Origin of the sequence: Pseudarthrobacter sp. C1 (assembly GCF_034720455.1) — a bacterium.
Classification (GTDB): Bacteria; Actinomycetota; Actinomycetes; order Actinomycetales; family Micrococcaceae; genus Arthrobacter.
On sequence record NZ_JAYESK010000005.1, the window covers coordinates 165214 to 189449 of the forward strand.

A 24236-nucleotide genomic window follows, 5' to 3' on the forward strand; every position below is an offset into this window, starting at 1 on the left:
ACGCCACTCAAAAGGACACGGTCAGGTCATTCGACGGTTTCATGCCCGTCCGGACGTACTGCAGCCGGTCAATGGGCACATAGGAAGGCAAACAAATTCACACTGCCAGGGCTGCCGCGCCGCCAGCTAGTGCCCCAAGAACTCAGAGCGGCCAGGCCCCTCCCTGCACTTTTTGTACAACCAGATCCAGCGTCGCTGTCTGTCATTTCCAGCACCTGGATGGGGCCACTCCCCTGCGGAATCGAGGCGGTATGCTCGGCCGGCAATCTGGAATCTGCTGCAACGCCCACAAGTCGGCCCCAGCGGCCCTTAAGGCAGAAGTAAGTGTTGACACTGTCCACACCTCCTTTGGCAGGACAAAACAGCGGTTCCCCAGTTCCCGCGCCCAAAAAGCGGGGCCGTCCAAGGAAGTTTCGCACCGCAATCGGCGAAGTCATGTTGTGCCCGCTCCCCCGGTCCATGAACAGGTGTAGGCCACCCCCGGCCAACCCGAGACAACCAACACGAGGTACCGCATAACCGCAGCCACAGCAGGCGGAAGGCCCACCAGCAAGGGCCTTGAACCCGCCACCCCACACACCTGCACAGGCCACCGCGGCGGCCAGGCCACAGCCCGCGAACCAACCCGTCAGAGCGACGAGAATCAAGCTTTGTACACACGTCAAAGCAAAATCGCCTCTGACGAGGCGATATGTCGTGCCCGAGGTGGGACTCGAACTACATTCCCGCCCTGCAAACACTGGACGCCCGTGGAAACATGCGCAATCCGAAGCAGTTCGAGGGAAGTACGACACAATCTGAAGCTGAAAGTGTGGACAATGTCCACAGCCGTATTTCGACCCTTGGCGGGCACGGTTAGCCGACAACAGCGCAAGCCCGACTACTCACATCGTTGACGACGTAAGTTCTTCCACTTCTGCAGCATCAGCAGGTCCAGGTACTGTTTATCTGCCCTCAAGTGGGGTTCACAGCGATGTAGGTTCTGCATTAGGGTCGTCTCGGAACGCACGGATTATCTACCCTGACGAGGTACGTTCGTATGCCGCAGTCCCTGATTCCGTTTCCGTCGACCACCCACCCGATCGTCCCGATTTCACGGCGCTGGATCGCGTTCAGCGTCATCCACAAGGCTGGAGGCCCGTCCTGGGCAGTAGTGGACTCCTCCACCTACGAGTTGCATTCTGAGGCCAGCGCCTACCTTCACTACCTTCTGGGTTCTGCCCGGTCCGCCAACACCATCCGGGCCTACGCGCAGCGCCTGGCCGCTTTCTTCACCTGGCTCGGTCCGGCGAGGTTGGACTGGACTGACGGTGTTCCTGTCGTTTCCCGGTTCATCCGGGAGCTCGCCGTCACCGCGTTGAACGCCCCGGAGGGAAACGCGGAATATCGTGAGCCGCGCTACCGGAGCGGGAAAACAATGAACCAGTATGCCGCGGCAATAACCCAGTTCTACATGTGGGCCGCGCGCAGTGATCTGGTCAGTGAGAAGACGGCCGCAGGCTTCTACGAAACCAGAATCGCCTACGGCTATTCCGGTGACAGACTCCTGCCGGGCCAGGTGTTGAGGTCCCGGGCAGTTCGCGTCAAGGAAATCGAAGAAGCCCCGAAGTTGCTGAATGAAACCGGTGCGGAGTCGTTGCTGGAGGCGGTCTCCAACCACCGTGACCGTTTCCTGGTGGCACTGATGGTCGAAACGGGCGTCCGGATCGGTGAGGCCTTGGGGCTGCGGACAGAGGATCTGCACCTTTTCCATGACTCGCGTGCCGTCGGTTGTGTGTCCGTTGGGCCACATATCCACGTCCGGCGGCGACAGAATCCCAACGCTGCGCTGTCCAAATCCTCGAACCCACGCACAGTCCCGGTCACTGAAGCGGTCTGCACCCTGTATTACCTGTACCTTGAGGACCGCATCGACCGGTTGGCCCAGGATTCCAACCCGATGGTCTTCGTCAACCTGTATTCCCGGTCCCATGTCGGGGAAGCGTTGAAGTACTCCAACGCCGTGAAGATGTTCTACCGCTCTTCAGGCCGTGCTGGGCTCCGGGTAAACCCGCACATGACACGGCACACCGCGGCGACCCGCTGGAAGAGGGCAGGAGTGCCGACGCGGGACGTTCAGGCACTGCTCGGGCACCGCAGTCCCTCATCCCAGCTCGTGTATGAGCACTCCTCCGACCAGGACCTGCGCGAGGCCATCGAACGTGTCCGGTTCCGTTCGTCGGAGCCCACATGAGCGGCGGACAATCAGTCATCTTCGATGTTTCTCCGGTCCTACCGCGGCCGGAACCAGTCGACCCGGCCGCGGACCTTGCAGGCTTCCAGCACATGCTTGCCCAGGAAATCCGGGACGATTGGCGGCCGGAGGAATGGGACAGCGAGGCCTGGGTCTTCACCGGAGTTCCTGGCCACTTGGGCACGCTCGTCAACCAGTGCAGGTTCCCTGGCTGCCATGGCCCCTCATTTACACGCCGCAGCGGGCTGTGCAACGTCTGCACCGGCCGCTACCTCCGGCACACCAGACGCCTCGGCGCCATGACCGCCGAGGCCTGGGTCGAAAGGGCAGTCCAGCTGCAGGACACCAACTGGGCATCCCGCGTCGTCCCGATCCTGTGTTCGGTGACGAACTGCACAAACCGTAGCAAGGGACTTGGTGTGCCCTTGATGACCCCGACGGAGGGGAACCCCAAACGATGGCACCAGCAAAAAGACCGGCTCCCTCCCCTGTGTCTGGGCCACCAACCACGCCACACAGTCGAAGACATCAAGGAATGGATCGCGTCCCAAGCCGCCAATCCGGTAGCAGCGCCAGAGTATTGCGCAGTTCCGTGGTGCGGCTACAAACGTCACCACGCCAACCAGACGGGCATCTGCAGAATGCACGCCAAGCTGATCCACGACCCGAGTGAGCTTGCGCTGCATCTTGAACGCGAAGCTGTCGTCTCTCTGGAACCTGACGGCTACCGGGAAATCCACGCGCCGCCGGCGAGAACCGACGGGTACGAACTCAACCTGGCCCCTCTACGCCGCCGGCACCCGGGACTGGCCACGGAACTGCTGTGGTCCCTTCAGCATCAGGACCGCATTGGCTTCCCGATCAACATCACCACGACCAAGGCCCTCATCAAGTCGGCGCTGGAATTCCCTCAGGCCACGAAGTCCTTCCTGAACGCCGACACCCACGCACTTGCTGAGGGCAATATGCTGTGTTCCGTAAATGCCTGGTCCATGTTCCGGGTGGTGCGGGCGAGGTTGCTGGAACGCTACGTCCCGTGGTCCACGGACGGTGATCTGCTGCAATCGGACCTCATCCCGTTCGGTCTGCTCATGACCTCTTCAAACAGATCCGGCTCCGCACGATCCATGGCTGCCCTGGATTTCCGCCCGATCCCTCTGGACTGGGCCCGGCACATGACCAAGCTCTGGATCCTGGAGCGGTCCACCACCGAAACCTCCTCGACGACCCTCATCACTCACGTCGCAAGACTATGCACCGACTTCATCGTCCAATGCTCGGCGCGACGCCTTCCCGCGCCGACCAACGCATCCGGACTGACCCGCGAGCATGGCAAGGTGCTCGCACATGCACTGGCCGGCCTGACGCGGCTCGACGGAAAACCCCTGACCAACGCCTACAAACGCTTTCTCGGGTCAACCGTGGCGGGCATGATCGACTACACCCGGAAGAACTCTGACCTGTTCGAACACACCACGCTCTCCTTCTCCCTCGACTACGACCTGCAAATCCCGCTAGAAGACGCCCCAGGGACAGACGCTGACGACGAGACCGGACGGGCAATCCCCGAACCCGTCATCGAGTACCTCTTCAAACAGTTACCCACGGCCCGTGTCGCCAGTCCGACCTCGGCCGCGGTCCCCAATGACGTCTATAAAGCAGCCTTCACCTGCTACATGACCCTGCTGCGCGACGCCGGGAGGCGGCCGAACGAGACGGCAAGCCTCCGAAGGGAATGCCTGAGCTACGACAGGACCGGTCAAGCCACCCTGCTGTGGCACAACGACAAAGGCAGACGCAGGGGCAGGCGCCTCCCCATCTGGGCAGAAACCGCCCACGCCCTGGAGTCGTGGTTCATCATCCGCGACCGCCACATCGAGGCGATGCCTGCCGGGCAGCAGGACTGGCTGTTTCCCACGTTCCGCTCCCGCGCCCGGGACAAACACCTCAAAACGGCCTGGTTCAACCGCCGGCTCCGTGACTGGATCGATAACCGGCTCCCGGACCTGCCCGGCCCGGCAAACGGCCCCGGAACGGGGACTCCTTTCGGCAAAACCTCCGTCTTCGCCTATGCATTCCGCCACTCCTACTGCCAACGGCTGGCCGACGCAGGAGTCGCCCAGGAAACCCTCCGCCGCCTCATGGACCACCGATCCGCGGACACCACAGCCAGGTACTACACGGTGACCAACGCACGAAAACGTAAAGCCATCGAATCCGTCAAAAGACTCTCCTTCGACACCCACGGCACCCACGCCCCCGTCGCTGAAGAGCTCTACTCAATGGCCGCCGTGGCCGTCCCGTTCGGCAACTGCACCGAACCGACCAACATCAAAGCAGGAGGCAAGGCGTGCCCCGCCCGCTTCCAATGCGGCGGCTGTACGTTCTTCAGATCGGATCCTTCCCACCTGCCTGACCTCAAGGCGCATCTGGAACGCATGAAAGAAGACCTCGCGTGGCAGATCGCCCAGAACCTGCGCCCCTCGTTAATCACGGACACCAAGAATGAAATAGAAGCGTTCACGGGCCTTATCCAGGCACAGGAATCACGCCTTGCCGACCTGCCTTCCATCGAGCGGGAGTCACTGGCCGAGGCCTCCGCTGTGCTCCGCCGGGTCCGCGCCAGCGTCCCGACCGCCGTCGAGAAGCCCTTCATCCCGGTCGGAAGCCTCAGACTCAGGACCGATAACGGCAAGGAGATCGAGTGAGCAAACATCCGGGCAACGCGGCCGCCATGGTCCGGCAACGAAAGAAGGACAGCAATAACAACGAGGTGCGGTTCTGGCAACCCTTGAGGCCATGGAACGTACGCGCAGCCCCATCACGGTAGCCGAGGTTGCACGCCTCGCCGGTGTCAGCCCGTGGCTCGTCCGACAGGAACCCCTCCTGGACGAGGTCAGGAAAGCACAGAAACGACATGCCACGGGCTCCGTGACATCCCCGGAAACAACAAAATCAACGACGGGCTCGCTCCAAGTCGAACGTGATCTTCTGCGCCAGGAGAACCAACGGCTCAGGCACGAACTACAGAGGCACCAGCGACGCATCTCCGAACTGCTCGGGGACCAAATCGACGGCACGGACGCCCACTCCCAAAGCCTTCGCGTCCAGGAACTGACAGATCAAAACGCCATCCTCTCCAAACAAACCAGCGAGAGAACCCAAGAGCTTCATCACGCTCAGCAGCAAGTCGCAGCACTCTCATCAGACCTGCAAGCAGCCCACAGCGTTAACCGTTCCCTGATGACCGAACTAAACCGCCCAGAACGAACCCGCCCCGGCCGACCTAAACTTCAGTCTTACAGCTTCGGTTGCAGCTACCTCTTCTGGTCTGGACTCGGGCCGAGGGAACAAGCTGTCCTGTCGCGCTCCGGCTCCCATTCGTCAGTAACTGGCCGGGCCCACGAAGGCACAGACAAGATATTCCCGGGAGGGAGGGCCTGCCGTTACAAGCTGTAGCACGGTCTCCTAGACGAGCGGTTCAGCAGCCACCCTGAGCTCGCGAAGTTCGTCCTCCACCGCACGGGCCGGCCAGTGGTCATGCGTCAGGTCCTGAATCCGGTTCCGATCGGCTGCCGGGAATAGCTTCTCAAGCAAGCGCGCTGCGTGCAGGAGTGCGATCAGCGCCCGGTTCCTGGGATCTGTTTCCGCGCGGGCAGTTTCTGAAGGCTCCAACTGCTCGGCACGGGAACCGGACGCCGATTCGGCGCGGCCACCGCTCAGCGCCGACTCGATCCTCTTCAGGAGCGCCGCTTCTGGAGTATGGTCCTTCTCCGGGTACCGCACGCTCTTGAACACGCCGAGGTGCTTTTCGCCGACTTGATCCAGGATGCCTCGGGAGGCCATGCTCTCGTAGACGCGCTGCACCTCGGCACGGCCCTCGAGCATGGAGACCCACTTTTTAGGTGGGTGCGGACGGGATTTGTGGCGGATGATCTCCAGTTCGTGCTGGAGGTGTGTTTGTGGCTCTGTACCGGTGGCCCGGACATTCTTGCCCTGCAGTTCGATTGCGCCAAGCAGGTCCAGTTCGGCCAGGATTGCCCCCGCCACCGTGGTCCTGAGTACGTAAGACGGCAGCTCCGGTTCGCCGTCGATATCGTTCGTTGCCAGCAGGAGGAACGCCTGTGGAAGGCTCAGCTCTCCGCCATTAGCTGTTTGAGGATCCATAAGATCATGGTGCTCCCGTCAGGGTTCCGTCACAACCAGTCGCGTTGATTCATAGAAGATGACTGGCTAGACGCGTGTCTGCCGTCCCGGCGCGGGGTGCGGCCACGGCAACGCGGATAGATCCCCTGTCCGTGCTGCCGTGGCTGTTGCCATAACTGCCCTAGTTACGGTCAGGCGGTCATTTCGTGGCGAAGGTATTGGAAAGCCGGAGCAAGGTGTCTACGACGCCTTGTCCGTCACTGCAGTTCTGACGCGGTAGCGGTGCCGTCCATGGCCGGCGTTCCTGCGTGCCCGATGTCCGCTCCCGTCCTGAAGTGCTAGCGATGTCATCCGGTAGGAGCGCTGACCCTCAAGCTTTCTGGGCTCGACCCACACCTCGTGTCCTTCAGCGGCTTCGATCAGAACACGGCCGGTGAGCCCGTCGGCGGCGATCCAGAGCGCCGAGGAATCGGGCATGACATCCTCAACGAGTCCTTCCCGAACGACCGTGCCGTTTTTCCGGACTTCCACGAGGGCGCCGAGAAGGGTGTGCCAGAGGTCATGGCGGTAGAAAGTCATGCGGGTACCTTTCGTTCAACTGCGGAGGGGAACGGAAACTGCGTTGGTGCCTTTCGGCCCGGATCCTACCGGGCGATAATGACGTCGAGCTTGCGGGGGCCGTGGACTCCCTCGACGCGTTCAAGTTCGATGTCGCTGGTGGCACTCGGGCCGCTGATCATGGTCAGGGGCCGAGTGCCGTCGATCCGGCGCAGCGCTTCGGGCAGGATCCCGGTTATATCAGTGGTTTTGACGATGCAGATGTGGTGGTCCGGGACCAGGGTGATCGCGCGGCGGCCCTGGTTGGGGCTGCCGTCCAGGATGATGGTCCCGGTCTCGGCGACGGCGACGGCGCTGCCGGTCACGACGGCGTCGATGCCGTCGAGCTCGGCGACGGACAGCGGCGCTGCGGCCGAGTCCTGGCGGCGCCGGCTGTCGTGTTCGAGTTCGAGTCCTGTGAGCCAGCCGGCGTCGAGCCCTGTGGGCACGACGTAGCTGCCGGCGTCGGCGAGGAGTTCCGCGATCCGCGCCGGGACCTCTGCGTTGTCCACGACCGAGACCTGTGCTTTGTAGTCGATCAGGCGGTCCACCAGCAGCTCGATCAGTGCCTCCTCATCCAGCTGGGATGCCGCCCGGTACTCCCGCGGGATCTCGGGCGCCACGGGGCTGTCTTTCAGGGCGGTGCGGATCCGCTCGAGGATTTCTTCGCGTGCGCTCATGGCTGGTTTTCCTGATCTTGGGACGCGGCGGGGGCAGCGTCTGGCTCTGGTGTCCGGTGTTCCTTTTTCCACCAGTCCCGGAAGGACTGCGAGGGGGGTGCCGGGATGTCGCGGCTTTGGGTCCAGCCGGCGGCGATGCCGGGCAGCTTGGTGATCTTCTTGTCCGGGCCGGCGGCCAGGCGTCCCAGCGGCAGCCCCTTTTCGAGAAGGCCGAGACGTTTTCCTGAGGACAGCGCCCAGGAGGCGGCGTTCATGCCGACATCCATCTGGGTGGGGATCTTCTTCTTGCCGCGTTTGCTGTCCACATCGACGCTGCGCAGGTGCACCAGGATGTCGGGGATGTTGATCTTTACCGGGCAGGCGTCATAGCAGGCCCCGCAGAGTGAGGACGCGTAGGGCAGCGAGTTGTTCTCCTCGGCCTGGATGCCGGTCATCAGCGGTGAGAGAATCGCCCCGATAGGCCCGGGGTAGGTGGAGCCGTAGGCGTGGCCGCCCGTGCGCTCATAAACCGGGCAGACGTTCATGCAGGCGCTGCAGCGGATGCAGTGCAGCGCGGACCGGCCCATTTCATCTGCCAGCGCGGCGCTGCGGCCGTTATCCAAAAGCACCAGGTGCACGTTCTGCGGCCCGTCGCCTTCGGTGACGCCGGTCCAGAGCGAGGTATAGGGGTTCATCCGTTCCCCGGTGGAGGAACGCGGCAGCAGCTGCATGAACACTTCAAGGTCCTGCCAGGTGGGGAGAAGCTTCTCCACGCCCATCACCGTAATCAGTGTCTCGGGCAGTGTCAGACACATCCGGCCGTTACCTTCAGATTCAACAACAGCGAGGGTGCCCGAATCTGCCAGTGCGAAGTTGGCCCCGGAAACGGCGACCTTGGCGGTAAGGAACTTCCGGCGCAGGTGCGCCCTGGCGGCACCGGCGAGGCGGGCCGGTTCGTTGGTCAGATCAGGGTCCACGCCCTCCATTTCGCGCAGGAAAATGTCCCGGACCTGGCTGCGGTTCTTATGGATCGCCGGGACCAGAATGTGGCTGGGCTTGTCATGGTCCAGCTGGACGATCAGCTCGGCGAGGTCGGTCTCGAACGCTGCGATGCCCTGCTCTTCGAGGTACTCGTTCAGGCCGATTTCCTGCGTGGCCATGGACTTGATCTTGACCACTTCAGTTTCACCGGTCTCCCGGATCAGCCCGGCCACGATCTCGTTGGCCTCCGTGGCGTCGCGGGCCCAGTGAATGACGCCGCCGCGGGCCGTGAAGGTCTTCTCGAACTGTTCCAAGAGCTCGGGCAGCCGTGCCATCACAGATTCCTTGATCGCGGAACCGGCATCGCGCAGCTGTTCCCAGTCCGGCAGTTCGGAGACCACAGCGATCCGCTTGTCACGGATGGTGTGGGTGGCGTGGCCGAGGTTGGCCCGGAGCTGGGCGTTCCCGAGTTCGCGGTGGGCGGCCTTCGGGAAGGACTCGGAGGCGTGCAGGTTGCCCGTGCCATAGACAGGTATGGAGGGCATGCCGAGGTAAGTGCTCATCGCGTGGCCTTTCCGGTGGAGATGCGCACTTCGCCGGTGACGGACGCGGGCTCCTCGAGGGTGCTGGCAAGGATTTCGGCCAGGTGCAGGGTGGTGATGTCGCTGCCCTGGCGGGAGAGGCCGCCGCCGATGTGCATGAGGCAGGACGCGTCCCCTCCGGCGCACAGGCTTGCCCCTGTTGCCGTGATATTCGCCGTCTTGTCCTCAAGCATGGCGGAGGAGACGTCGGCGTTCTTCATCGAGAACGTGCCGCCGAAGCCACAGCACTGGTCAGCTTCCGGCAGTTCGGCCATGTCGATCCCTGCGACACTGCCCAGCAACCGCGCCTGCCGGTCCCCGAGCCGGAGCAGGCGCATGCCATGGCAGCTCGGGTGGTAGGTGACGCGGTGCGGGAAGTAGGAACCGAGCTGCGCGCCAGCATCGGTCACGCCGAGAACGTCCACGAGCAGTTCGGAGAGCTCATAGGTTTTGGCACCGACTGCGGTGGCACGTGTTTCCAGATCCTTGTCGCCGCACGAGCGGGCGACCATGGGGTGCTGGTGCTTCACGGAGGCGACGCAGGAACCGGACGGTGCGACGGCGACGTCGTAGTCCTCGGTGTCGAAGGCGGCGACGTGGTTGGCGATCACGGGGACAGCTTCCTTGAGGTAGCCGCTGTTGACGTGCATCTGCCCGCAGCAGGCCTGGCCGGACGGGAACACAACTTCGTGTCCCAGCCGTTCCAGGATTTTCACGGTGGCACGCGCTGTGGCGGGGTACATCGCATCCACGATGCACGTAGCGAACAAAGCGATTCGCATGGCAGCCTTTCGGGCTAAGGGTTTGTGGTCTGACCATAGTAGATCACGTGACCGACGCCACTGGCAACCGGCGAATCCAAGTGAAGCCGCTCACACTTTCAGGAAAATTTACGCTACACTCTGATGGTCCGACCACAGAGGTCTGACCATATCCCCTGTCACCCCCCTCAATGTGGAGGAACTCCGTGGACCAGTTCACACCCAGCACCGACCCGGTGCTCAACAGCGTCATGTGGTCGGCCATCGTCGCCCTGCTGCCGCTACTGACGTTCTTCATCCTGCTCGCCGTCGTCAAGACCAGAGCCCATGTCGCCGGGGCCTTCGCCCTGCTGATGGCCCTGCTCGTTGGCATCGTGGCATTCCAGATGCCAGCCGGCCTTGCACTGCTCTCCGCGACCCAGGGCGGCGTCTTCGGCGCCTTCCCTGTCCTGTGGATCGTCATCATGGCCGTCTGGCTCTACCAGGTCACTGTCCTCAGCGGACGCTTCGAGGACCTCCGCCGCGTCTTCGACGTGATCGGTAAAGGCGACGTCCGGCTCCAGGCTGTCCTGATCGCCTTCTGCTTCGGCGGCCTGCTCGAAGCCCTCGCCGGATTCGGCGCACCTGTCGCGATCACCGCCACCATGCTCCTCGCCCTCGGACTGCCGCCGCTGCGCGCCGCGGCAGCCGTCCTGGTCGCCAACACCGCCCCGGTCGCTTTCGGCGCCATGGCCATCCCCATCACCACCGCCGCGGGACTCACCGGACTCCACGCCACGGACATCGCCTCGATCGTCGGGCGCCAGGCACCGCTGCTGGCCACCATCGTGCCGCTGATCCTGCTCTTCATCCTCGATGGCCGCAAGGGCCTGAAAGACTGCTGGCCCGCCGCACTCGCCGTCGGCTTCGCCTTCGCCATCGCGCAGTTCCTGTGCTCGAACTACTTCTCCTACGAACTCACCGACATCGTCGCATCCCTCGCCGGCCTCGGCGCTGCCGTACTGTTCTTCCGCGTCTGGACCCCGAAGGGCAGCTCCGAAGCACGCGACCGCCTCGGTGTGGCCGCCGCAGCCGTTGAAAAGGAATCCGCCATCACAGGCGGCGGCTCACACCGGGCCACCACCCTCACCAGCACCCCCGACACCGCAGCGGACCGCCTGACCCCGATGCGGACCTGGCTCGCCCTGTTCCCCTACTTCCTGGTCATCGTCGTCTTCGGCATCGCCAAACTCTGGAAACTCGGTGTAAACGTCCCCGCGTTCCTGGCCTCCACCGACATCAAGATCCCGTGGCCGATCCTGCACGACGCACTCGTTGACGCAGCAGGCAAGCCCGTCTCCTCCACCATCTACTCCTTCCACTGGCTCTCCACCCCCGGCACCCTTCTCCTGCTCACCGGCCTGATCGTCGCCGCCGTGTACTCCAAGTACAACGAAAACGGCCGCTACAACATCACCGTCGGCAACGCCGTGAAAGAAATCTGGAACACCATCTACCGGATGCGCTGGGCAGGCCTGACCATCATCACCGTCCTGGCACTGGCCTACGTCATGAACTTCTCCGGACAGACCATTTCCATCGGCACCTGGCTGGCCGGCACCGGAACCTTCTTCGCCTTCCTCTCACCCGTCCTCGGCTGGATCGGCACGGCCGTCACCGGCTCCGACACCTCCGCGAATGCCCTGTTCGCCAAGCTGCAGCAGACCGCCGGCATGAAAGCAGGAATCGATCCGAACCTTCTCGTGGCCGGCAATACCTCCGGTGGTGTTGTGGGCAAGCTGATCAGCCCACAGAACCTCGCCATCGCGGCGTCCGCGGTCAACCTTGAAGGCAAGGAATCGGTGATCCTGCGTAAAGTAGTCGGGTGGAGCGTGGCGCTGCTGCTGGTGCTGTGCACCCTCTCCTACCTCCAGTCCACTCCCATCCTCGGCTGGATGCTGCCTTAGCGTCCAGCCTACTCAAGACGCAGTGTGCGGGCCGCCCCCTGGCCCGCACACTGCCCGCCCGTAAGGAACCGCCCGTGATCACCGCCGAAGCAGGAGCAACACCCCGCCGTCGTACCCATGACGCGCTCCTGAAGGACATCGAGGCGGACCTCCGCTCGGGCAAAATCAAAGTCGGGGACCGGCTCCCGGGAGAACGCACCCTCGCCGAAAGCTACGGGATTTCCAGGGCGTCGGTGCGGGAGGCCATCCGGGTACTGGACGCCATGGGAATACTGCGCAGCTCGGTCGGATCCGGACCCTCCTCCGGGGCAATCGTCGTCTCCGACCCCTCCGCGGGCCTGTCATCGGCCCTACGACTGCACGTCGCCAGCAGCACACTGCCGGTCGAAGACATTGTCGAGACCCGCATCCTGCTCGAAACCTGGACCGCCCGGGCCGGCGCGAACCGTACAGGAGGCGACGAGGACCTAGAACAGGCAGCCCAGCTCCTGCAAGCCATGGACAATCCCGGCATCAGTCGTGAAACGTTCCATGAACTGGACGCCAGGTTCCATGTCGCCCTGAGCTCCCTGGCAGGGAACGCTGTGGTCGCAACCATGATGGAATCACTCAGCGGCGCCATTGTTGGCTACGTTAAAGGCGCAATGGACGCCATGGACGCCTGGCCCGACGTAATCTCCACACTTCGAAACCAGCATCACGGCATCTTCGACGCCGTCCAGTCACACGAAGGAGAGCTCGCAGCCCGACTCCTGCAAGAGCACATCGAGTGGTTCCATCAGAAGGCACAGGAAGCGACCGCCGCCGAAATCGGGAGCTGAACTAGTGTGACGATTCATGCAGGCGCTTTCGCACGTCCGCCACACTGACCGACCCTTACAGCGGGGTGGGAGCTAAGTCATGAAAATCAATGAACTAGCGCCATCACCAAACGACGTCATTGAAGCTGCGCGCTCAAGCCCTCCTCATGTGAACCTCTAACCGCCCAACCACGCCGTGAAGAAAAACGGCCATTTCTGGACAAAAGCCACACTACGAACAGCACAAGACCTCTGGAACTGATGGAAGTAGCTACAACAGCACCGACGTGCCCAACGTGGCTCACACCAGCACCAGCTCCTGACCAGCCCATACGATCCACAAGGGGAGATAATTGCAGTGGCACCTTCGTCTGCAATGCCACACACATCACCGTTGAAACGAATCTTCGGTGAGATGCTCTTCCGAGACGATTGCGCGCAGGGACAATCTCGATCCCTGACGCAGGTCAGCCCGCAGCGTCCTCCTCGTACCAGCCGATCCAAGCGGACGAGGTCAATGCCCTTGTGGGTTCCGTCATCTCCGCCTCCCACAACGCCAGGTCCTGGATGCGGGACAGCTGGAACATCAGTCCCAGGTAGCGAACCAGGCAATTCATGGTCTTCCTTTCAGTCCGACTCACAAGCCGTTCCGTCTCCGCCCCATCCACATGGCGCGGAGTCGACGGCGGCAGGAGGGTCGATATGGGCGACACGGCCTCGCGTATCTTTTCCCCGGAATCTTGGCGATTGACGCAGGTGCCAGCACTGCGGCTGAGTCGACTTCAAGGCGGCCCTGTTGTTAGCCGGACTGATGCTGAACTTCAATCCCTGATGGCAAACGACGCCAGAAAGAGCAGGCCCATGTTTGCACCGAATCGAAGCCTAAGCCGCCGTGATCCGCACCGGCAGGGACTCGAACCCTCGGAGAACGTTGTGCAGGATCGGCACGGGCGCGCCGTCCGGTTCGATTGCTGCTACCCGTTGGAGCAGCTGCTGGAGCACTATTTCCATTTCGAGTCGGGCGATCGGCTGCCCCACGCACTGGTGAAGGCCCATGCCGAAGGCAACGTGGCCGGAGGCATTGCGGTCGAGGTCGAACTCGTCGGCATTGTCCCCCCATTTGCGTGGGTCCCGGTTCGCGGCGCCCAGGAAGACCAGCACTTTCGCTCCGGCCGGGAGATGCACGCCTCCCAGGACGGTGTCCACAGCGACGGTTCGGTGGAACTTTTGGAACGGAGATTCCAGACGCAAAGCTTCATCGACGGCGAATTTCGCGATTTTGGGGTTTTCCCGCAGCCGGGCCCACGCCTCAGGGTAACGGGCCAGCACCGACAGTGTATTGCCTATGCCGAAGATGGTGGTGTCCACGCCGGCGGACAGCAGTGCTCGGACCAGCAGCGTGGCCTGCTGCTCGGTGATCAGGCCGTCCTCCACGCGCTTCCAGATCTGGGCACCAAAGCCGATGTCGTCGAGGTTTTCGCGCTGGCAGTTCCGCATTACCGCGGCAGCGTGCTCATCGCCCTGGGCGAAAGCCTGTTTGAAGATGTAGTTCTCCGGGCCGAAGGCGTTGAACACCATGTTGCCGTAGGGCAGCAGATGTTCACGTCCGACGTCGGGAATCCCCACAGCGTCCGGGAAGACACGCAGGGGGTACTTTTCGGCGAGGTCGGTGATGGCGTCAAAGCGCTCGCTGCGGGCCAACTGCTCCGTCAGCTCAACGGCCGGTGGCGTAAACGGTTCCCTGAGGGCACGGACTGTGGAGGGGTTGATGACACCGGTCAGGGCGCGGCGCATCACCGTGTGGATGGGCGGATCTGATTCGAGGATGCTGGGCGGGCGCCAACCCGAGTCTTTCCGGATGTCCCGCGGACCCAGGCCACCGGAAGATATGTAGGTTTCGAAGTCTGTGAGGACCTCGTATACCTCCTGGTAGCCGGCCACAGCGTAGCTGCCGGTGCTCTCCAGATAGGAGACGGCGCCAGCATCGCGAAGCCGCCCCAGGAACGGGTACGGATCAAGGAGATTTGCGGTCTCGAAGGGGTCCTCGCCCAATACATTGGCTTCATGGGTGGTTACGGTCATTGGAATCACTCCTGGTGACGAAACTTGGCTGGGATGGTCCAGTCAGCGACTGGACCACAGGTGGGCTACCGCGAAAAGGCAGAGCTTTTCTACAAATCCAGAACGAGGCGCGGACAGCCGGCGGCAGCGCGCGAGACGCAGACCAGCATGACCTCACCGGCTTCGCGGTCCTCTTCCGAAAGCACAGCGTCGCGGTGCTCGGGCTCACCGGAAATGATCTGGGTTTCGCAGGTGCCGCACAACCCGCCGCGGCAGGAGGACAGGACGCGCACGCCCACCTCTTCAACGGACTCGAGGATAGTTTTGTCGTTCGGCACTGTCACGGTTGTTCCGGTCCTGGCCAGTTCCACCTCGAACGGCGCGTTGGCCGCCGCAGCACCAAGCGTGGAGGCGACGAAACGTTCGGTGTGCAGTGCACCCGGAGGCCAGCCCATGCAGCGCTCTTCCACCGCGCCGAGCAGTCCCCCGGGACCGCACGCGTACACCAGCATGTGAGCCCGGGGCATGCCGAGTATCTGGTCGAGGTCCAGGCGGCCAACCTCGTCCTCGGCGACGATACGGATACGGTCAGTGCCGTACCGGTCCTCCAACTGCTGCGCGAACGCCATCGTGTTCCGGCTTCGGCCACCATAGATCAGCGTCCATTCCTTGCCGACAGTCTCGGCTGCCTCCAGCATCGGGATCAGGGGCGTAATACCGATGCCGCCTGCGAGGAAAAGGTAGCGCCGCGATTCGCGCATGGGGAAGTTGTTGCGCGGCTCAGAGATGGTGATCGGGGTACCGGGGAGCAGGGCATGCACCGCTTTTGACCCGCCGCGGGATTCAGGCACGTGCAGCACGCCGATCCGCAGATGGTCCAGCTCCTGCGGTGAGGAACACAGGGAGTACTGACGCACCAAACCGTCGCCCACATGGACGTCAATGTGCGCGCCGGGCTGCCAGGGCTGGAACGGCTGGCCGTCCTCGCGCCGCAGCACCAGGGAAACCACCTGGTCCGCCACAATGTCCACCTGGTCGACAACAGCGTCGATGGTGGCTCCTGCAGATGCAGTCATCAGTCTTCACTTCCTTTGGAACGGCTCGCCTGGCAAAGCAGGTTTAGGCCGGATCTCCGGCCGGACTATGCGCTTACTTGAGGTTAGGTGTTCCACGACACATGCCGCCGGAAGCTTTCCATCCAACGGAAAGGGTGTCTGCTGGAAGCTGTCGCAAGCCCGAGCTACTTCGGGAGATGCTCCACGCCGAGCCGCCGGGCAATGCCCCGCGCCGCGATGTTGAGCACGGGAACCACGCTTCCCACCGGAGCGGACCGGCCCCGGGTCACGATGCCCAAGGCGGCCACCACCTGCTTGTTGGGCAGGAACACCGGGACGGCCAGGCCGTAGTTGTCCGGCCCGGCTTCTTCGGCAGTGGTGGCGTAGCCGTTGGCCCGGACACGTTCGATTTCGGTCGCCAGCGCTGCGGGCTTGGTAATGGTGCGGGGCGCGTGCGGCTCCAGGTGCTGGACGGCCGTTGAAAACAGGTCCTCGGGCCCGTAGGCCAGCATGATCTTTCCGGCGGCACTGGCATGCAGTGGCAGGCGCGCGCCCACCCGCCGGAAGGGCTGGCCGGCGCCAGTGCCGGACATCCGCTCCACCAGCAGAACCTCGTGCCCTTCCAGGATGAACAGGTTCACCACGTTGTGGGTGACGAAGAGGACGTCCTGCATGAACGGGGCAGCCACCTCCGCGATGTTCTGCTGTGCGGGGGCCAGCAGGCCAAGCCGCCAGATCCGTTGCCCCACCCGGTACTCGCCGTTCAGCTTCTCCAGGCCGCCCCAGGCAACCAAATCACCGGCAAGGCGGTGCGCGGTGGCCACCGGCAGCCCTGCCCGCCGGGCCATTGCGCTCAGGCTTTGAACCGAGTGTTCGGTGTCGAAGGTGCCCAACAAGGCCAGGGCCCGTGAGGTGACACTGGCTGCCTGATGGGCGGCAGCATCGCCGTCGTCAGCTGGACGTCTGTGGGCCGCCGTAGTACCCGGGCGGCGTGTGGACCGGCCGGCCGGGGCAGGGTTTGCCATGAGTCACCCTTCTGAGTACTGGCGAGCTCGGCGCCGTATTGGGTGCGACGCCGCACCTGCCATTTTAAGGCCCGACGCCGGCGCCCCCTAGCGCGAACGGTGAGACACCGTCGTCGTGATCTAATGCATGCTCCGGTAGAGGGAACTCAGCCGGGCACAGAGGCGAGGCCGGAGCCGCGGTACGCACCCAGGCCGCCGTCCACGCGGATGTCGGAGCCGTTCACCCATCCCGACTCCGGACGGAGCAGGAAGTCGATAACCGGCGCAATGTCCCCCGGGTCACCGAAACGGCCCAGCAGGGCGCCGGCACCTTCCACCTTGTCGCGGCCGTGGTCTTTCTTGAAGTCCTCCAGGATGGGGGTGGCCACGGGTCCCGGACTGACGCTGTTGACGCGGATGCGCTGCGGGAGCAGTTCAGCTGCGAGGTGCTCGGTGAGCACCCGCACGCACTGCTTGGAGAAGAGATAGGACTCGCTTGTGATCTCGTCATCGTCCGCAACCGCTTCCAGGGCGGCGGCCTGATCGTCCGCGAGCGCGAAATCGGAACATTTCGCCTTCACGTCCCGCCAGTTCACGGCAACGCTGGAGGCAAGGTTCACGACGGCGGCACCCTCGCCAAGCAGCGGGGCAAGCGCACGGACCAGCCCGCGGACGCCGAAGACGTTGACCGAGAGCACAGTGCGCCACGGGGCGGTGCCCGGGACTCCGGCAATGTTTGCCAGGCCCGCGATGCCGTTGGGAGCGGCAGCCGTGACAGCTGCGGCGGCCGCCTCGATGCCGGCCTGGCTCGACAGGTCCGCCTGCACGAATGTGCCGCTGAATTCGGTGGGAGCGTTGCGGTCAATGCCGATCAGCGGGACACCTCGCTTGCTGAGGATCTGTGCTGTCCGGGCGCCGATGCCGGACGAAACCCCCGTAAGGACGATGGGCAGCTGCTCTTGGAACATGGAGACTCCTCGTTAGTGCGTGACGTGATTCACTCCATAGTGACAACGGGAACCACTCCATTCTCGCAGCCTTTCCGTTGGACGGAAAGGTCCGGGCAGAGTGTGATCGGTGCCATGAGACTGGGATGAGAAATCCCATTCCGCCGAAAGGACAGGCCATGACGGCAGCCCACTATCAGGTTTTGGACCCTGCCACGCTTGAGCTCGTGGGGCACGCTCCGGAAAACACCGACCAGGATGTCGAGCAGGCGGTTGCCGCCGCCCGCCGGGCCGCGCCCCGCTGGGCTGCCGACCGCGAAGCCCGCCGTGCTGCCCTTCGCACAGGCGCTGCCCTGATCCGCCGCGATCTGGATTCGCTGGCCACCCTGCTCTCCCGGGAGCAGGGCAAGCCCAAGGCGGACGCTGAGGGTGAATTCTCCGTGGCTGCTGGCCTTTTCGAATATTATGCGGATCTCAAATGGGACGAAGCCCAGCAGCTTGAACCGCGCGCCGACCGCAGCCTGGAGGTCCAGTACCGGCCGGTGGGGGTTGTTGGCACCATCACACCGTGGAACTTCCCCATCTCCCTGCTCAGTGTGAAACTCGCCCCCGCCCTGGTAGCCGGCTGCACCGTTATCGCCAAGCCCTCCCCCTCCACTCCCCTGTCCACCATTGCGCTGGTGGACCTGCTCAATGAGGTCCTCCCCGCAGGGGTGCTGCAAGTCCGGACGAGTTCGCGGCGGACCGTTAATGTTGCACTGAGCACTTCTCCGGGCATCCGCAAGATTTCCTTCACCGGCTCCACGGATGTGGGCATCTCCATCGCCCAGCAGGCCGCCTCCACGGTCAAGCGCGTCACCATGGAGCTCGGCGGAAACGATCCTGCCATCGTGCTGGATGATGCTGATATCGCTGTCACTGCCCGCGGAATCGTCGCCAGCGCCTTCCGCAACGCCGGCCAGGTCTGCATGGCGGTCAAGCGTGTCTATGTTCCCCGCAGCCGCAGCGCGGAACTGGCCGAGGCCGTCGCCGCCGAGGCTTCCCGTCACGTACTGGGCCACGGCATCGCGGACGGCACCACCCTGGGACCGATGCACAACGAGTCACAGCTCAAACTCGTTCGCGCCCTGGTGGACTCCGCAGTTGGTGCCGGCGCCCGTGTCATCACCGGCGGCAGCGCCGGCTGCGACCTGCCCGGCTACTTCCTCTCCCCCACGGTGGTCATTGATGCCGAGCCGGGCATGGATCTGGTGGAAAAGGAACAGTTCGGTGCGGCCCTGCCGATCGTGGCCTACGACAACCTCGAAGAGACCATTTCCGGCCTGAACGCCGGGGAATTCGGCCTGGGCGCTTCCGTCTGGAGCCCCGACCAGGATCGTGCCTATGCAACCGCCTCGCGGATTGAGGCCGGAACCGTGTGGGTCAACCAGCACACCCTGGTGGAACCGGACGCCCCGTTCGGCGGCTGGAAGGCTTCCGGCGTCGGCCGTGAACGTGGCCGCTGGGGCCTGGAGGAATACCTGGAAACCCGCGTCATCAATGCACGTCCCCACTCCTGACCCCGCAACACTGCAGAAGGACATTCCTGTGAGCGTCGAACTGATCACTCTTGGCACCGCCGCCGGACCGGCCATCCGCGGGCCGGAAAACGGTATCTCCAGCGCACTGGTAGTGGGCGATGCCTTCTACATGGTGGACTTCGGTCTGGGCTGCTCCCGCGCAGCCCACGAGGCGGGACTCCGGGGCAAGGATTTCGTGGCAGGTTTTGTCACCCACCTGCACTCCGACCATGTGGTGGAACTGCCCGGTTTTCTGCTGTGGAACTGGGGCAATCCGGTGGAGGGCTTCACCGGACCCGTCTCCATTGTGGGTCCGGGCAAGGATGCCACCCGCACCGGCGGTGCAGGGCTTTCCGGGACGGGTGAGCTGGTGTCCCACTCTTTGAAGGCCTTCTCCTATGACATCGACATCCGGGTCCACGACGAGGCCCGCCCGGACCTGACGTCTCTGGTGCGCACCGTGGATCTGGCCACCCCCGCGCACAGGTCACCTGAAGCGGACCGCCCCTTTGACGTCTACGAGGATGACAGGGTCAAAGTCACCGGCATCCTGGTGGAGCACCCTCCCGTGCGACCTGCGCTGGCCTTCCGCTTCGAAACCGACGCCGGCTCCGTGGTGTTCTCCGGCGACACAGCAGAATGCGAGGCCATGGTGGTGCTCGCCAAGGACGCGGACGTCCTGGTGCATGAAGCGGTAAATCTTGGCTTCTATGCGGACAAAGGCTTTTCGCCGGAATTCCTCAACCACCAGCAGATCGCACACACCCCGCCGGAAGGGGCAGGCCGGATAGCGTCCGCCGCAGGGGTGGGCCGCCTTGTCCTGTCCCACCTGGCGGGCCGCGCGGAGCCGCAATGGTGGCGCAGCCGCGCCGCCTCAGCATTTGACGGCCCCGTGGACGTCGCCGTCAGCGGCCAGCGATTTCCCATCGGCACCCCGGTGCTGGCGCCGGCCTGAGGAGGGCGAACAAGGACTCCCGCCCTGTCACCTGCCGCAAGGACAACTCTTGAGACTGCCGCCGCCCGCAATGACACCAGATAACAAAAGGACGACGGCGGGCAGCGCCTGGCTTGCCGTCCTCGCGGCGGGCATCGCTGCTGCCATGCATATCTGGAAGCTCCCTGCCGCCTTGGTCGGCATCCAAGCCGATCTAGGTACAACGCTGATCCAGGCCGGCCTGCTGCTTGGCATCATCCAGCTTGCCAGCGTCGTCGGAGGGCTGGCAACGGCCGTTTGTGGTGAACTGGTAGGACTGCGCAGGCTTCTGCTTACCGGGTTGGCCCTGCTCAGTGTCGCCTCTGTGCTCGGAGCGCTTGCCCCCACCACCGAGCTGTTGATGGCATCGCGGACCGTGGAAGGCGTGGGATTCCTGCTGGCCGTCGTCGTCGCCCCTGCACTTATCCGCAAGGTGACTCCGCCCAAGCAGTTGAACGTTGCGCTGGCAAGCTGGGGCGCATTTCAAGGTGTGGCAACGCTGATAGGCCTGTCCGCTGGGGCCCTCTTCCTGCAGGCCGCGGGCTGGCGCGAGTGGTGGCTGGTAATGGCCGTCCTCACGCTTTTGCCGGTGCCTCTGCTGCTGCGCCGGGTACCAAGGGATATGCCCCCTGCCGTCCCCGGACTGCAGTCCGCGCTCCGCAAGGTGGGGCGAACAGTGGTCACTCGCCAACCATGGATCACTGGGGTGGTATTCGCCTGCTATACCGCGCAGTGGATTGCTGTGCTCGGTTTCCTGCCGTCAATTTACCGGTCAGCCGGATTGGAAGGCCCGTTGCCTGGCATCCTCAGCGCTATTGTGGGCGGGGTCAACGCGGTCGGCGCACTCAGCGCAGGACCTCTAATCCAGCGCGGCCTCTCCGAGCGGACAATCATGTTCTGGACCTTCCTGGCTATGTCTGCAGCGTCCGTTGCGACGTTCGCCGTGGGCTGGGAGACCGTCGGAAATGGCGTCCTTTTCCAGTTCGCGTTCATCGCTGTGTTCTCCGCTGTCGGCGGCCTCATCCCTGCCGCGGTGACCAGGTACTCTGTCCGCATTGCCCCCGCAGACGGTTCTGTCACCGCCGTACTGGGCCTGACGCAGCAGATCTTCAACGTGGGAAACTTCTTGGGCCCCATGCTGTTTGCTCTGCTCGCCATCAGCACCGGCGGCTGGGGCACCACGTGGTGGCTGACCTGCGCTCTGAGCACTGCGGGAATGGCCTTGTTGGCGTTCATGGGAAAAGGTGATGCCAACATTCACGGAGTCGCGCGGCGTTCCGGAAAGCCGCTTTCCACCCAACGGAAAGCTGAACTGTAAGGCGGATCACACAAGCTTAGAGTCAAGGAAATGCCGCTCCAACGGCAAGATCTCCCCTTCAACGATTGGGCATACCGTGTCTGAAACTCCCCACACCATAACGCCGGGCTCCGCAACGTCGCGCGATCCCCGCACCTGGTCCCGGGCCAAGCGCAACCGCTACGGCTGGTTCATGACCTTCAGCCTCCTCTTCCTCATGATGCTCAGCTGGGCTGACAAGGCGGTGCTCGGCATTGCCGCCGTGCCGCTGATGAAAGAGCTGGGCATCACGCCCGAACAGTTCGGCCTGGTGGGCAGCGCCATGTTCCTGACCTTCGGCGTGGCCCAGCTCGTGGCGGCTCCCATCGCCAACAGGGTCTCCAGCAAGTGGATCCTGCTGGTCCTGTGCCTGCTGTGGTCTGTGGCACAGGTCCCCATCCTTCTGTTCGCGTCGCTGCCCGCGCTCTGGGCAAGTCGCCTGCTGCTTGGAGCCGGCGAGGGCCCGCTCGCACCGGTTCTGATGCATGGCATCTACAAGTGGTTCCCCGAGAAGAAGGGTGCCACCCCGGCGGCCCTGGCATCATCCGGCGTGACCTTGGGCATTGTGGCATTTGCCCCCGTCCTGGCCTGGGTCATCGGGCAATTCGGCTGGCAGACCGCGTTCGCGGTACTGGCAATCGTAGGGCTGATCTGGTCTGTTTTTTGGGTCATTGTCGGCAAGGAAGGCCCGTACACCAGCCGGAAGGCCGAGCAGGAGATCGACGGTATCGCTCCGAAGGAAGCTCCTGTCGTGGCAGAGGCCAAGGTCCGGTACTGGCGCACCATTCTTTCCCCCAGCTGGATCTTCGCGGTCCTTGCCTCGTTCTTTGGCTACTGGACGTTTACCCTGGCCATGTCCTGGGGACCGGCCTACTTCCAGAATGTCTTGGGCTTCAGCGGACAGCAGTCCGGCGCCATGATCGCCCTCCCCGCGGCCTGGGGAACCATTGCCACGGTAGGGTTGAGCGCGCTGACCCAGCGCCTGCACCTGAAGGGAATCCCTACCAGGAAGGCACGCGGCTGGGTACTCGGCGGCGCCGGAACCTTCGCCGGAGCCTGCCTGGTCGCAGCCACCATGACCGCCTCCCCCGTGCTGTCCATCGTCCTCATGGTCTTCGGCTTCGGCACCGCCCCGGCACTCTTCGCCATCACCTACCTCGTGGTCGCAGAGCTAACGACCATCGGCCAACGCGGCGCCAACCTTTCAATCGCCAATGCAGTCCTCACCACCGGCGGTGTGTTCGCACCGGCAGTGTCGGGTTTTCTGATCGGCGGCGCGGCCACCCCCGCTGAAGGCTACCGTGCAGCTTTCGCCCTGGCCGGGGGTCTCTTGCTGACATTCGGCGTCCTTGCCCTAATCTTCGTCAACCAACAGCGCGACCGCCGCCGGCTCGGCCTTGATACAACTGCCGTCCCCGCGGCCGCTTCACTGCCCACTGGTTCCGCCACCCCCGTCGGCGCGGAGCCTGGCTCCTTGGAAGCGGGCACCCGGGCATAAGTCCGAGGGCAGGTAAGCGGAAGAGAGGCCAACAGCCCCTCTTCCGCTTACCTGCCCTCCTGACGCCGGCATGGATTTGGAGACCGGGCGGTGACCGCACGCCTCGGAAACATGAACCGGTCACCGGCACTGAGGCCTCCGCATCAACGCCCACTGAAGAACACACGATGGACCCGGAAGGACAATCATGGAGGACCTAAAGGCCGGCGGCGGACGATCTGGCTTCTCGGAACGAGTCCTGCGCGGCGGCACCGAACCTGACCCCAGGTTCACGCTCGCAAATGAACGCACGTTTCTGGCCTGGATCCGAACGTCGTTGGCATTGCTTGCCGGAGGTGTAGCTATCGAAGCCTTCACGGCCGACCTTTTCAACGACGGACTGCGTCAATCGGTCGCCGTTTTACTCCTCGTGCTCGCACTCCTGATTGGCGGCGGGTCGTTCTTCCGCTGGCTCAACGTTGAACGCTCCATGCGCCGACAGGATCCGCTCCCGCTGCCCTGGACCGCCCCGATCCTGGCGATCGGCGGTGCCCTAGTCGCCGCGACGATGATGGTCTTCGTCCTCGCGCGCCCCTTCTGACCCGTGACCTCGATGCGTCAAACACCAACCCATGGTGACCCAGGGCTGCAGCCGGAACGCACGGACCTGGCATGGGGGCGCACCACCCTGTCCATGGTGGTTGCGGCCGCCGTTTTCCTTCGCTGGATGCCGCACCACGGCTGGTTTGCCGGCACCCTTGTCGCGGCAACACTCATCACAGCACTCGCCATCCACAGCTCCCGCAAGCGACGCTTCCATCGCGCAATCAGCGGCATCAACCAGGAAGCCATTACTCCCGACCTGGTTTCAGCCGCCGCCGTCGCGGCCAACGTCGTCGTCCTTGCCGGACTGGGACTCTACACCGTCCTGCTCGTTCCATCGGAGCAGTGACATCAGTGAAACTTGGCAACGCATGGCTTGGGCACGTGTCGAGCGGGCACCGTTGAGAATACGAGTCCAGCAGGGCTGGTGGAAAGCAGCCGCAGTAGCTTCAGAGAACCAGGGGCGGCCAAAACAGAACTGCTCCCCGCCAGCACCGGTCGCTTCGCCGCAAACTCC

At 63.8% G+C, this 24236-nt stretch carries 21 protein-coding genes; 10 read left to right on the forward strand and 11 right to left on the reverse strand.

Features of this window, described 5'->3' with window-relative positions; genetic code table 11:
- Positions 1–1039 precede the first annotated feature (1039 nt).
- On the forward strand, positions 1040–2233 hold the full coding sequence (locus U7114_RS10515; RefSeq protein ID WP_157238326.1) for a tyrosine-type recombinase/integrase: 1194 nt from the start codon (positions 1040–1042) through the stop codon (positions 2231–2233).
- Positions 2234–2271: 38 nt separating this feature from the next.
- Here the strand turns inward: U7114_RS10515 and U7114_RS10520 are convergent, their stop codons facing one another.
- Complete coding sequence (locus U7114_RS10520) at positions 2272–2451, reverse strand: hypothetical protein (protein ID WP_197432373.1); 180 nt, start codon at positions 2449–2451, stop codon at positions 2272–2274.
- Between the two features lie 423 nt (positions 2452–2874).
- On the opposite strand from U7114_RS10520, the gene U7114_RS10525 reads away from it, so the two are divergent.
- Positions 2875–4941: a tyrosine-type recombinase/integrase gene (locus tag U7114_RS10525; protein ID WP_197432374.1), complete on the forward strand. Its 2067-nt coding sequence runs from the start codon at positions 2875–2877 to the stop codon at positions 4939–4941.
- A 760-nt stretch (positions 4942–5701) separates the two neighbouring features.
- Here the strand turns inward: U7114_RS10525 and U7114_RS10530 are convergent.
- From U7114_RS10530 to U7114_RS10550, 5 genes are all read right to left on the reverse strand, one after another.
- On the reverse strand, positions 5702–6400 hold the full coding sequence (locus tag U7114_RS10530) for a GOLPH3/VPS74 family protein (RefSeq protein WP_157238329.1): 699 nt from the start codon (positions 6398–6400) through the stop codon (positions 5702–5704).
- A 219-nt stretch (positions 6401–6619) separates the two neighbouring features.
- Positions 6620–6958 carry a hypothetical protein gene (locus U7114_RS10535; protein WP_157238330.1) on the reverse strand — a complete coding sequence of 113 codons (339 nt, stop codon included), beginning with the start codon at positions 6956–6958 and terminating at the stop codon, positions 6620–6622.
- Between the two features lie 65 nt (positions 6959–7023).
- Positions 7024–7656, reverse strand: coding sequence for a LutC/YkgG family protein (locus U7114_RS10540; protein ID WP_157238331.1), 633 nt, complete (start codon positions 7654–7656; stop codon positions 7024–7026).
- Positions 7653–9179 carry a LutB/LldF family L-lactate oxidation iron-sulfur protein gene (locus tag U7114_RS10545; protein ID WP_254753037.1) on the reverse strand — a complete coding sequence of 509 codons (1527 nt, stop codon included), beginning with the start codon at positions 9177–9179 and terminating at the stop codon, positions 7653–7655. Before U7114_RS10545 ends, U7114_RS10540 begins: the two co-directional genes overlap by 4 nt.
- Positions 9176–9979, reverse strand: a complete 804-nt coding sequence (locus tag U7114_RS10550) for a (Fe-S)-binding protein (RefSeq protein ID WP_157238333.1) — start codon at positions 9977–9979, stop codon at positions 9176–9178. The genes U7114_RS10545 and U7114_RS10550 overlap by 4 nt, the downstream gene beginning before the upstream one ends.
- 185 nt (positions 9980–10164) lie before the next feature.
- Here U7114_RS10550 and U7114_RS10555 point away from each other — a divergent pair, with 185 nt between their 5' ends.
- Positions 10165–11904, forward strand: a complete 1740-nt coding sequence (locus U7114_RS10555; RefSeq protein ID WP_323057332.1) for an L-lactate permease — start codon at positions 10165–10167, stop codon at positions 11902–11904.
- Positions 11905–11978: 74 nt separating this feature from the next.
- Positions 11979–12725: a FadR/GntR family transcriptional regulator gene (locus U7114_RS10560; RefSeq protein ID WP_237429435.1), complete on the forward strand. Its 747-nt coding sequence runs from the start codon at positions 11979–11981 to the stop codon at positions 12723–12725.
- Between the two features lie 446 nt (positions 12726–13171).
- On the opposite strand, the gene U7114_RS10565 is transcribed toward U7114_RS10560, so the two are convergent.
- From U7114_RS10565 to U7114_RS10585, 5 genes are all read right to left on the reverse strand, one after another.
- Entirely contained in the window at positions 13172–13321 is a 150-nt protein-coding gene (locus U7114_RS10565; protein WP_157238335.1) for a hypothetical protein, read from the reverse strand.
- A 265-nt stretch (positions 13322–13586) separates the two neighbouring features.
- Positions 13587–14786 (reverse strand): cytochrome P450, encoded by a 1200-nt coding sequence (locus U7114_RS10570; RefSeq protein WP_157238336.1) that lies wholly within the window; start codon positions 14784–14786, stop codon positions 13587–13589.
- A gap of 89 nt (positions 14787–14875) precedes the next feature.
- Positions 14876–15841 carry a PDR/VanB family oxidoreductase gene (locus tag U7114_RS10575; protein WP_157238337.1) on the reverse strand — a complete coding sequence of 322 codons (966 nt, stop codon included), beginning with the start codon at positions 15839–15841 and terminating at the stop codon, positions 14876–14878.
- A gap of 164 nt (positions 15842–16005) precedes the next feature.
- Positions 16006–16845: an IclR family transcriptional regulator gene (locus tag U7114_RS10580; protein WP_157238338.1), complete on the reverse strand. Its 840-nt coding sequence runs from the start codon at positions 16843–16845 to the stop codon at positions 16006–16008.
- Positions 16846–16991: 146 nt separating this feature from the next.
- Positions 16992–17792: an SDR family oxidoreductase gene (locus tag U7114_RS10585; RefSeq protein ID WP_323057333.1), complete on the reverse strand. Its 801-nt coding sequence runs from the start codon at positions 17790–17792 to the stop codon at positions 16992–16994.
- A gap of 158 nt (positions 17793–17950) precedes the next feature.
- Between U7114_RS10585 and U7114_RS10590 the strand changes: the two genes are divergently transcribed.
- From U7114_RS10590 to U7114_RS10615, 6 genes are all read left to right on the forward strand, one after another.
- Positions 17951–19330 carry an aldehyde dehydrogenase family protein gene (locus U7114_RS10590; protein WP_157238340.1) on the forward strand — a complete coding sequence of 460 codons (1380 nt, stop codon included), beginning with the start codon at positions 17951–17953 and terminating at the stop codon, positions 19328–19330.
- Between the two features lie 28 nt (positions 19331–19358).
- Positions 19359–20285, forward strand: a complete 927-nt coding sequence (locus tag U7114_RS10595) for an MBL fold metallo-hydrolase (RefSeq protein WP_323057335.1) — start codon at positions 19359–19361, stop codon at positions 20283–20285.
- 70 nt (positions 20286–20355) lie between these two features.
- Positions 20356–21621 carry a CynX/NimT family MFS transporter gene (locus U7114_RS10600; RefSeq protein ID WP_157238341.1) on the forward strand — a complete coding sequence of 422 codons (1266 nt, stop codon included), beginning with the start codon at positions 20356–20358 and terminating at the stop codon, positions 21619–21621.
- A gap of 76 nt (positions 21622–21697) precedes the next feature.
- On the forward strand, positions 21698–23137 hold the full coding sequence (locus U7114_RS10605) for an MFS transporter (protein ID WP_323057337.1): 1440 nt from the start codon (positions 21698–21700) through the stop codon (positions 23135–23137).
- Between the two features lie 187 nt (positions 23138–23324).
- Positions 23325–23717 carry a YidH family protein gene (locus tag U7114_RS10610; protein WP_157238342.1) on the forward strand — a complete coding sequence of 131 codons (393 nt, stop codon included), beginning with the start codon at positions 23325–23327 and terminating at the stop codon, positions 23715–23717.
- 12 nt (positions 23718–23729) lie between these two features.
- Positions 23730–24068, forward strand: a complete 339-nt coding sequence (locus U7114_RS10615; protein ID WP_323057339.1) for a DUF202 domain-containing protein — start codon at positions 23730–23732, stop codon at positions 24066–24068.
- Positions 24069–24236: the final 168 nt, after the last annotated feature.

Coding starts and splice junctions, on each gene's coding strand:
- U7114_RS10515 (WP_157238326.1), top strand. CDS start 1,040: ATGCCGCAGTCCCTGATTCCGTTTCCGTCGACCACCCACCCGATCGTC.
- U7114_RS10565 (WP_157238335.1), bottom strand. CDS start 13,321: ATGAATTGCCTGGTTCGCTACCTGGGACTGATGTTCCAGCTGTCCCGC.
- U7114_RS10575 (WP_157238337.1), bottom strand. CDS start 15,841: ATGACTGCATCTGCAGGAGCCACCATCGACGCTGTTGTCGACCAGGTG.
- U7114_RS10520 (WP_197432373.1), bottom strand. CDS start 2,451: ATGGCAGCCAGGGAACCTGCACTGGTTGACGAGCGTGCCCAAGTGGCC.
- U7114_RS10535 (WP_157238330.1), bottom strand. CDS start 6,958: ATGACTTTCTACCGCCATGACCTCTGGCACACCCTTCTCGGCGCCCTC.
- U7114_RS10600 (WP_157238341.1), top strand. CDS start 20,356: ATGACACCAGATAACAAAAGGACGACGGCGGGCAGCGCCTGGCTTGCC.
- U7114_RS10550 (WP_157238333.1), bottom strand. CDS start 9,979: ATGCGAATCGCTTTGTTCGCTACGTGCATCGTGGATGCGATGTACCCC.
- U7114_RS10580 (WP_157238338.1), bottom strand. CDS start 16,845: ATGGCAAACCCTGCCCCGGCCGGCCGGTCCACACGCCGCCCGGGTACT.
- U7114_RS10610 (WP_157238342.1), top strand. CDS start 23,325: ATGGAGGACCTAAAGGCCGGCGGCGGACGATCTGGCTTCTCGGAACGA.
- U7114_RS10540 (WP_157238331.1), bottom strand. CDS start 7,656: ATGAGCGCACGCGAAGAAATCCTCGAGCGGATCCGCACCGCCCTGAAA.
- U7114_RS10530 (WP_157238329.1), bottom strand. CDS start 6,400: ATGGATCCTCAAACAGCTAATGGCGGAGAGCTGAGCCTTCCACAGGCG.
- U7114_RS10525 (WP_197432374.1), top strand. CDS start 2,875: ATGCACGCCAAGCTGATCCACGACCCGAGTGAGCTTGCGCTGCATCTT.
- U7114_RS10590 (WP_157238340.1), top strand. CDS start 17,951: ATGACGGCAGCCCACTATCAGGTTTTGGACCCTGCCACGCTTGAGCTC.
- U7114_RS10545 (WP_254753037.1), bottom strand. CDS start 9,179: ATGAGCACTTACCTCGGCATGCCCTCCATACCTGTCTATGGCACGGGC.
- U7114_RS10615 (WP_323057339.1), top strand. CDS start 23,730: ATGCGTCAAACACCAACCCATGGTGACCCAGGGCTGCAGCCGGAACGC.
- U7114_RS10585 (WP_323057333.1), bottom strand. CDS start 17,792: ATGTTCCAAGAGCAGCTGCCCATCGTCCTTACGGGGGTTTCGTCCGGC.
- U7114_RS10570 (WP_157238336.1), bottom strand. CDS start 14,786: ATGACCGTAACCACCCATGAAGCCAATGTATTGGGCGAGGACCCCTTC.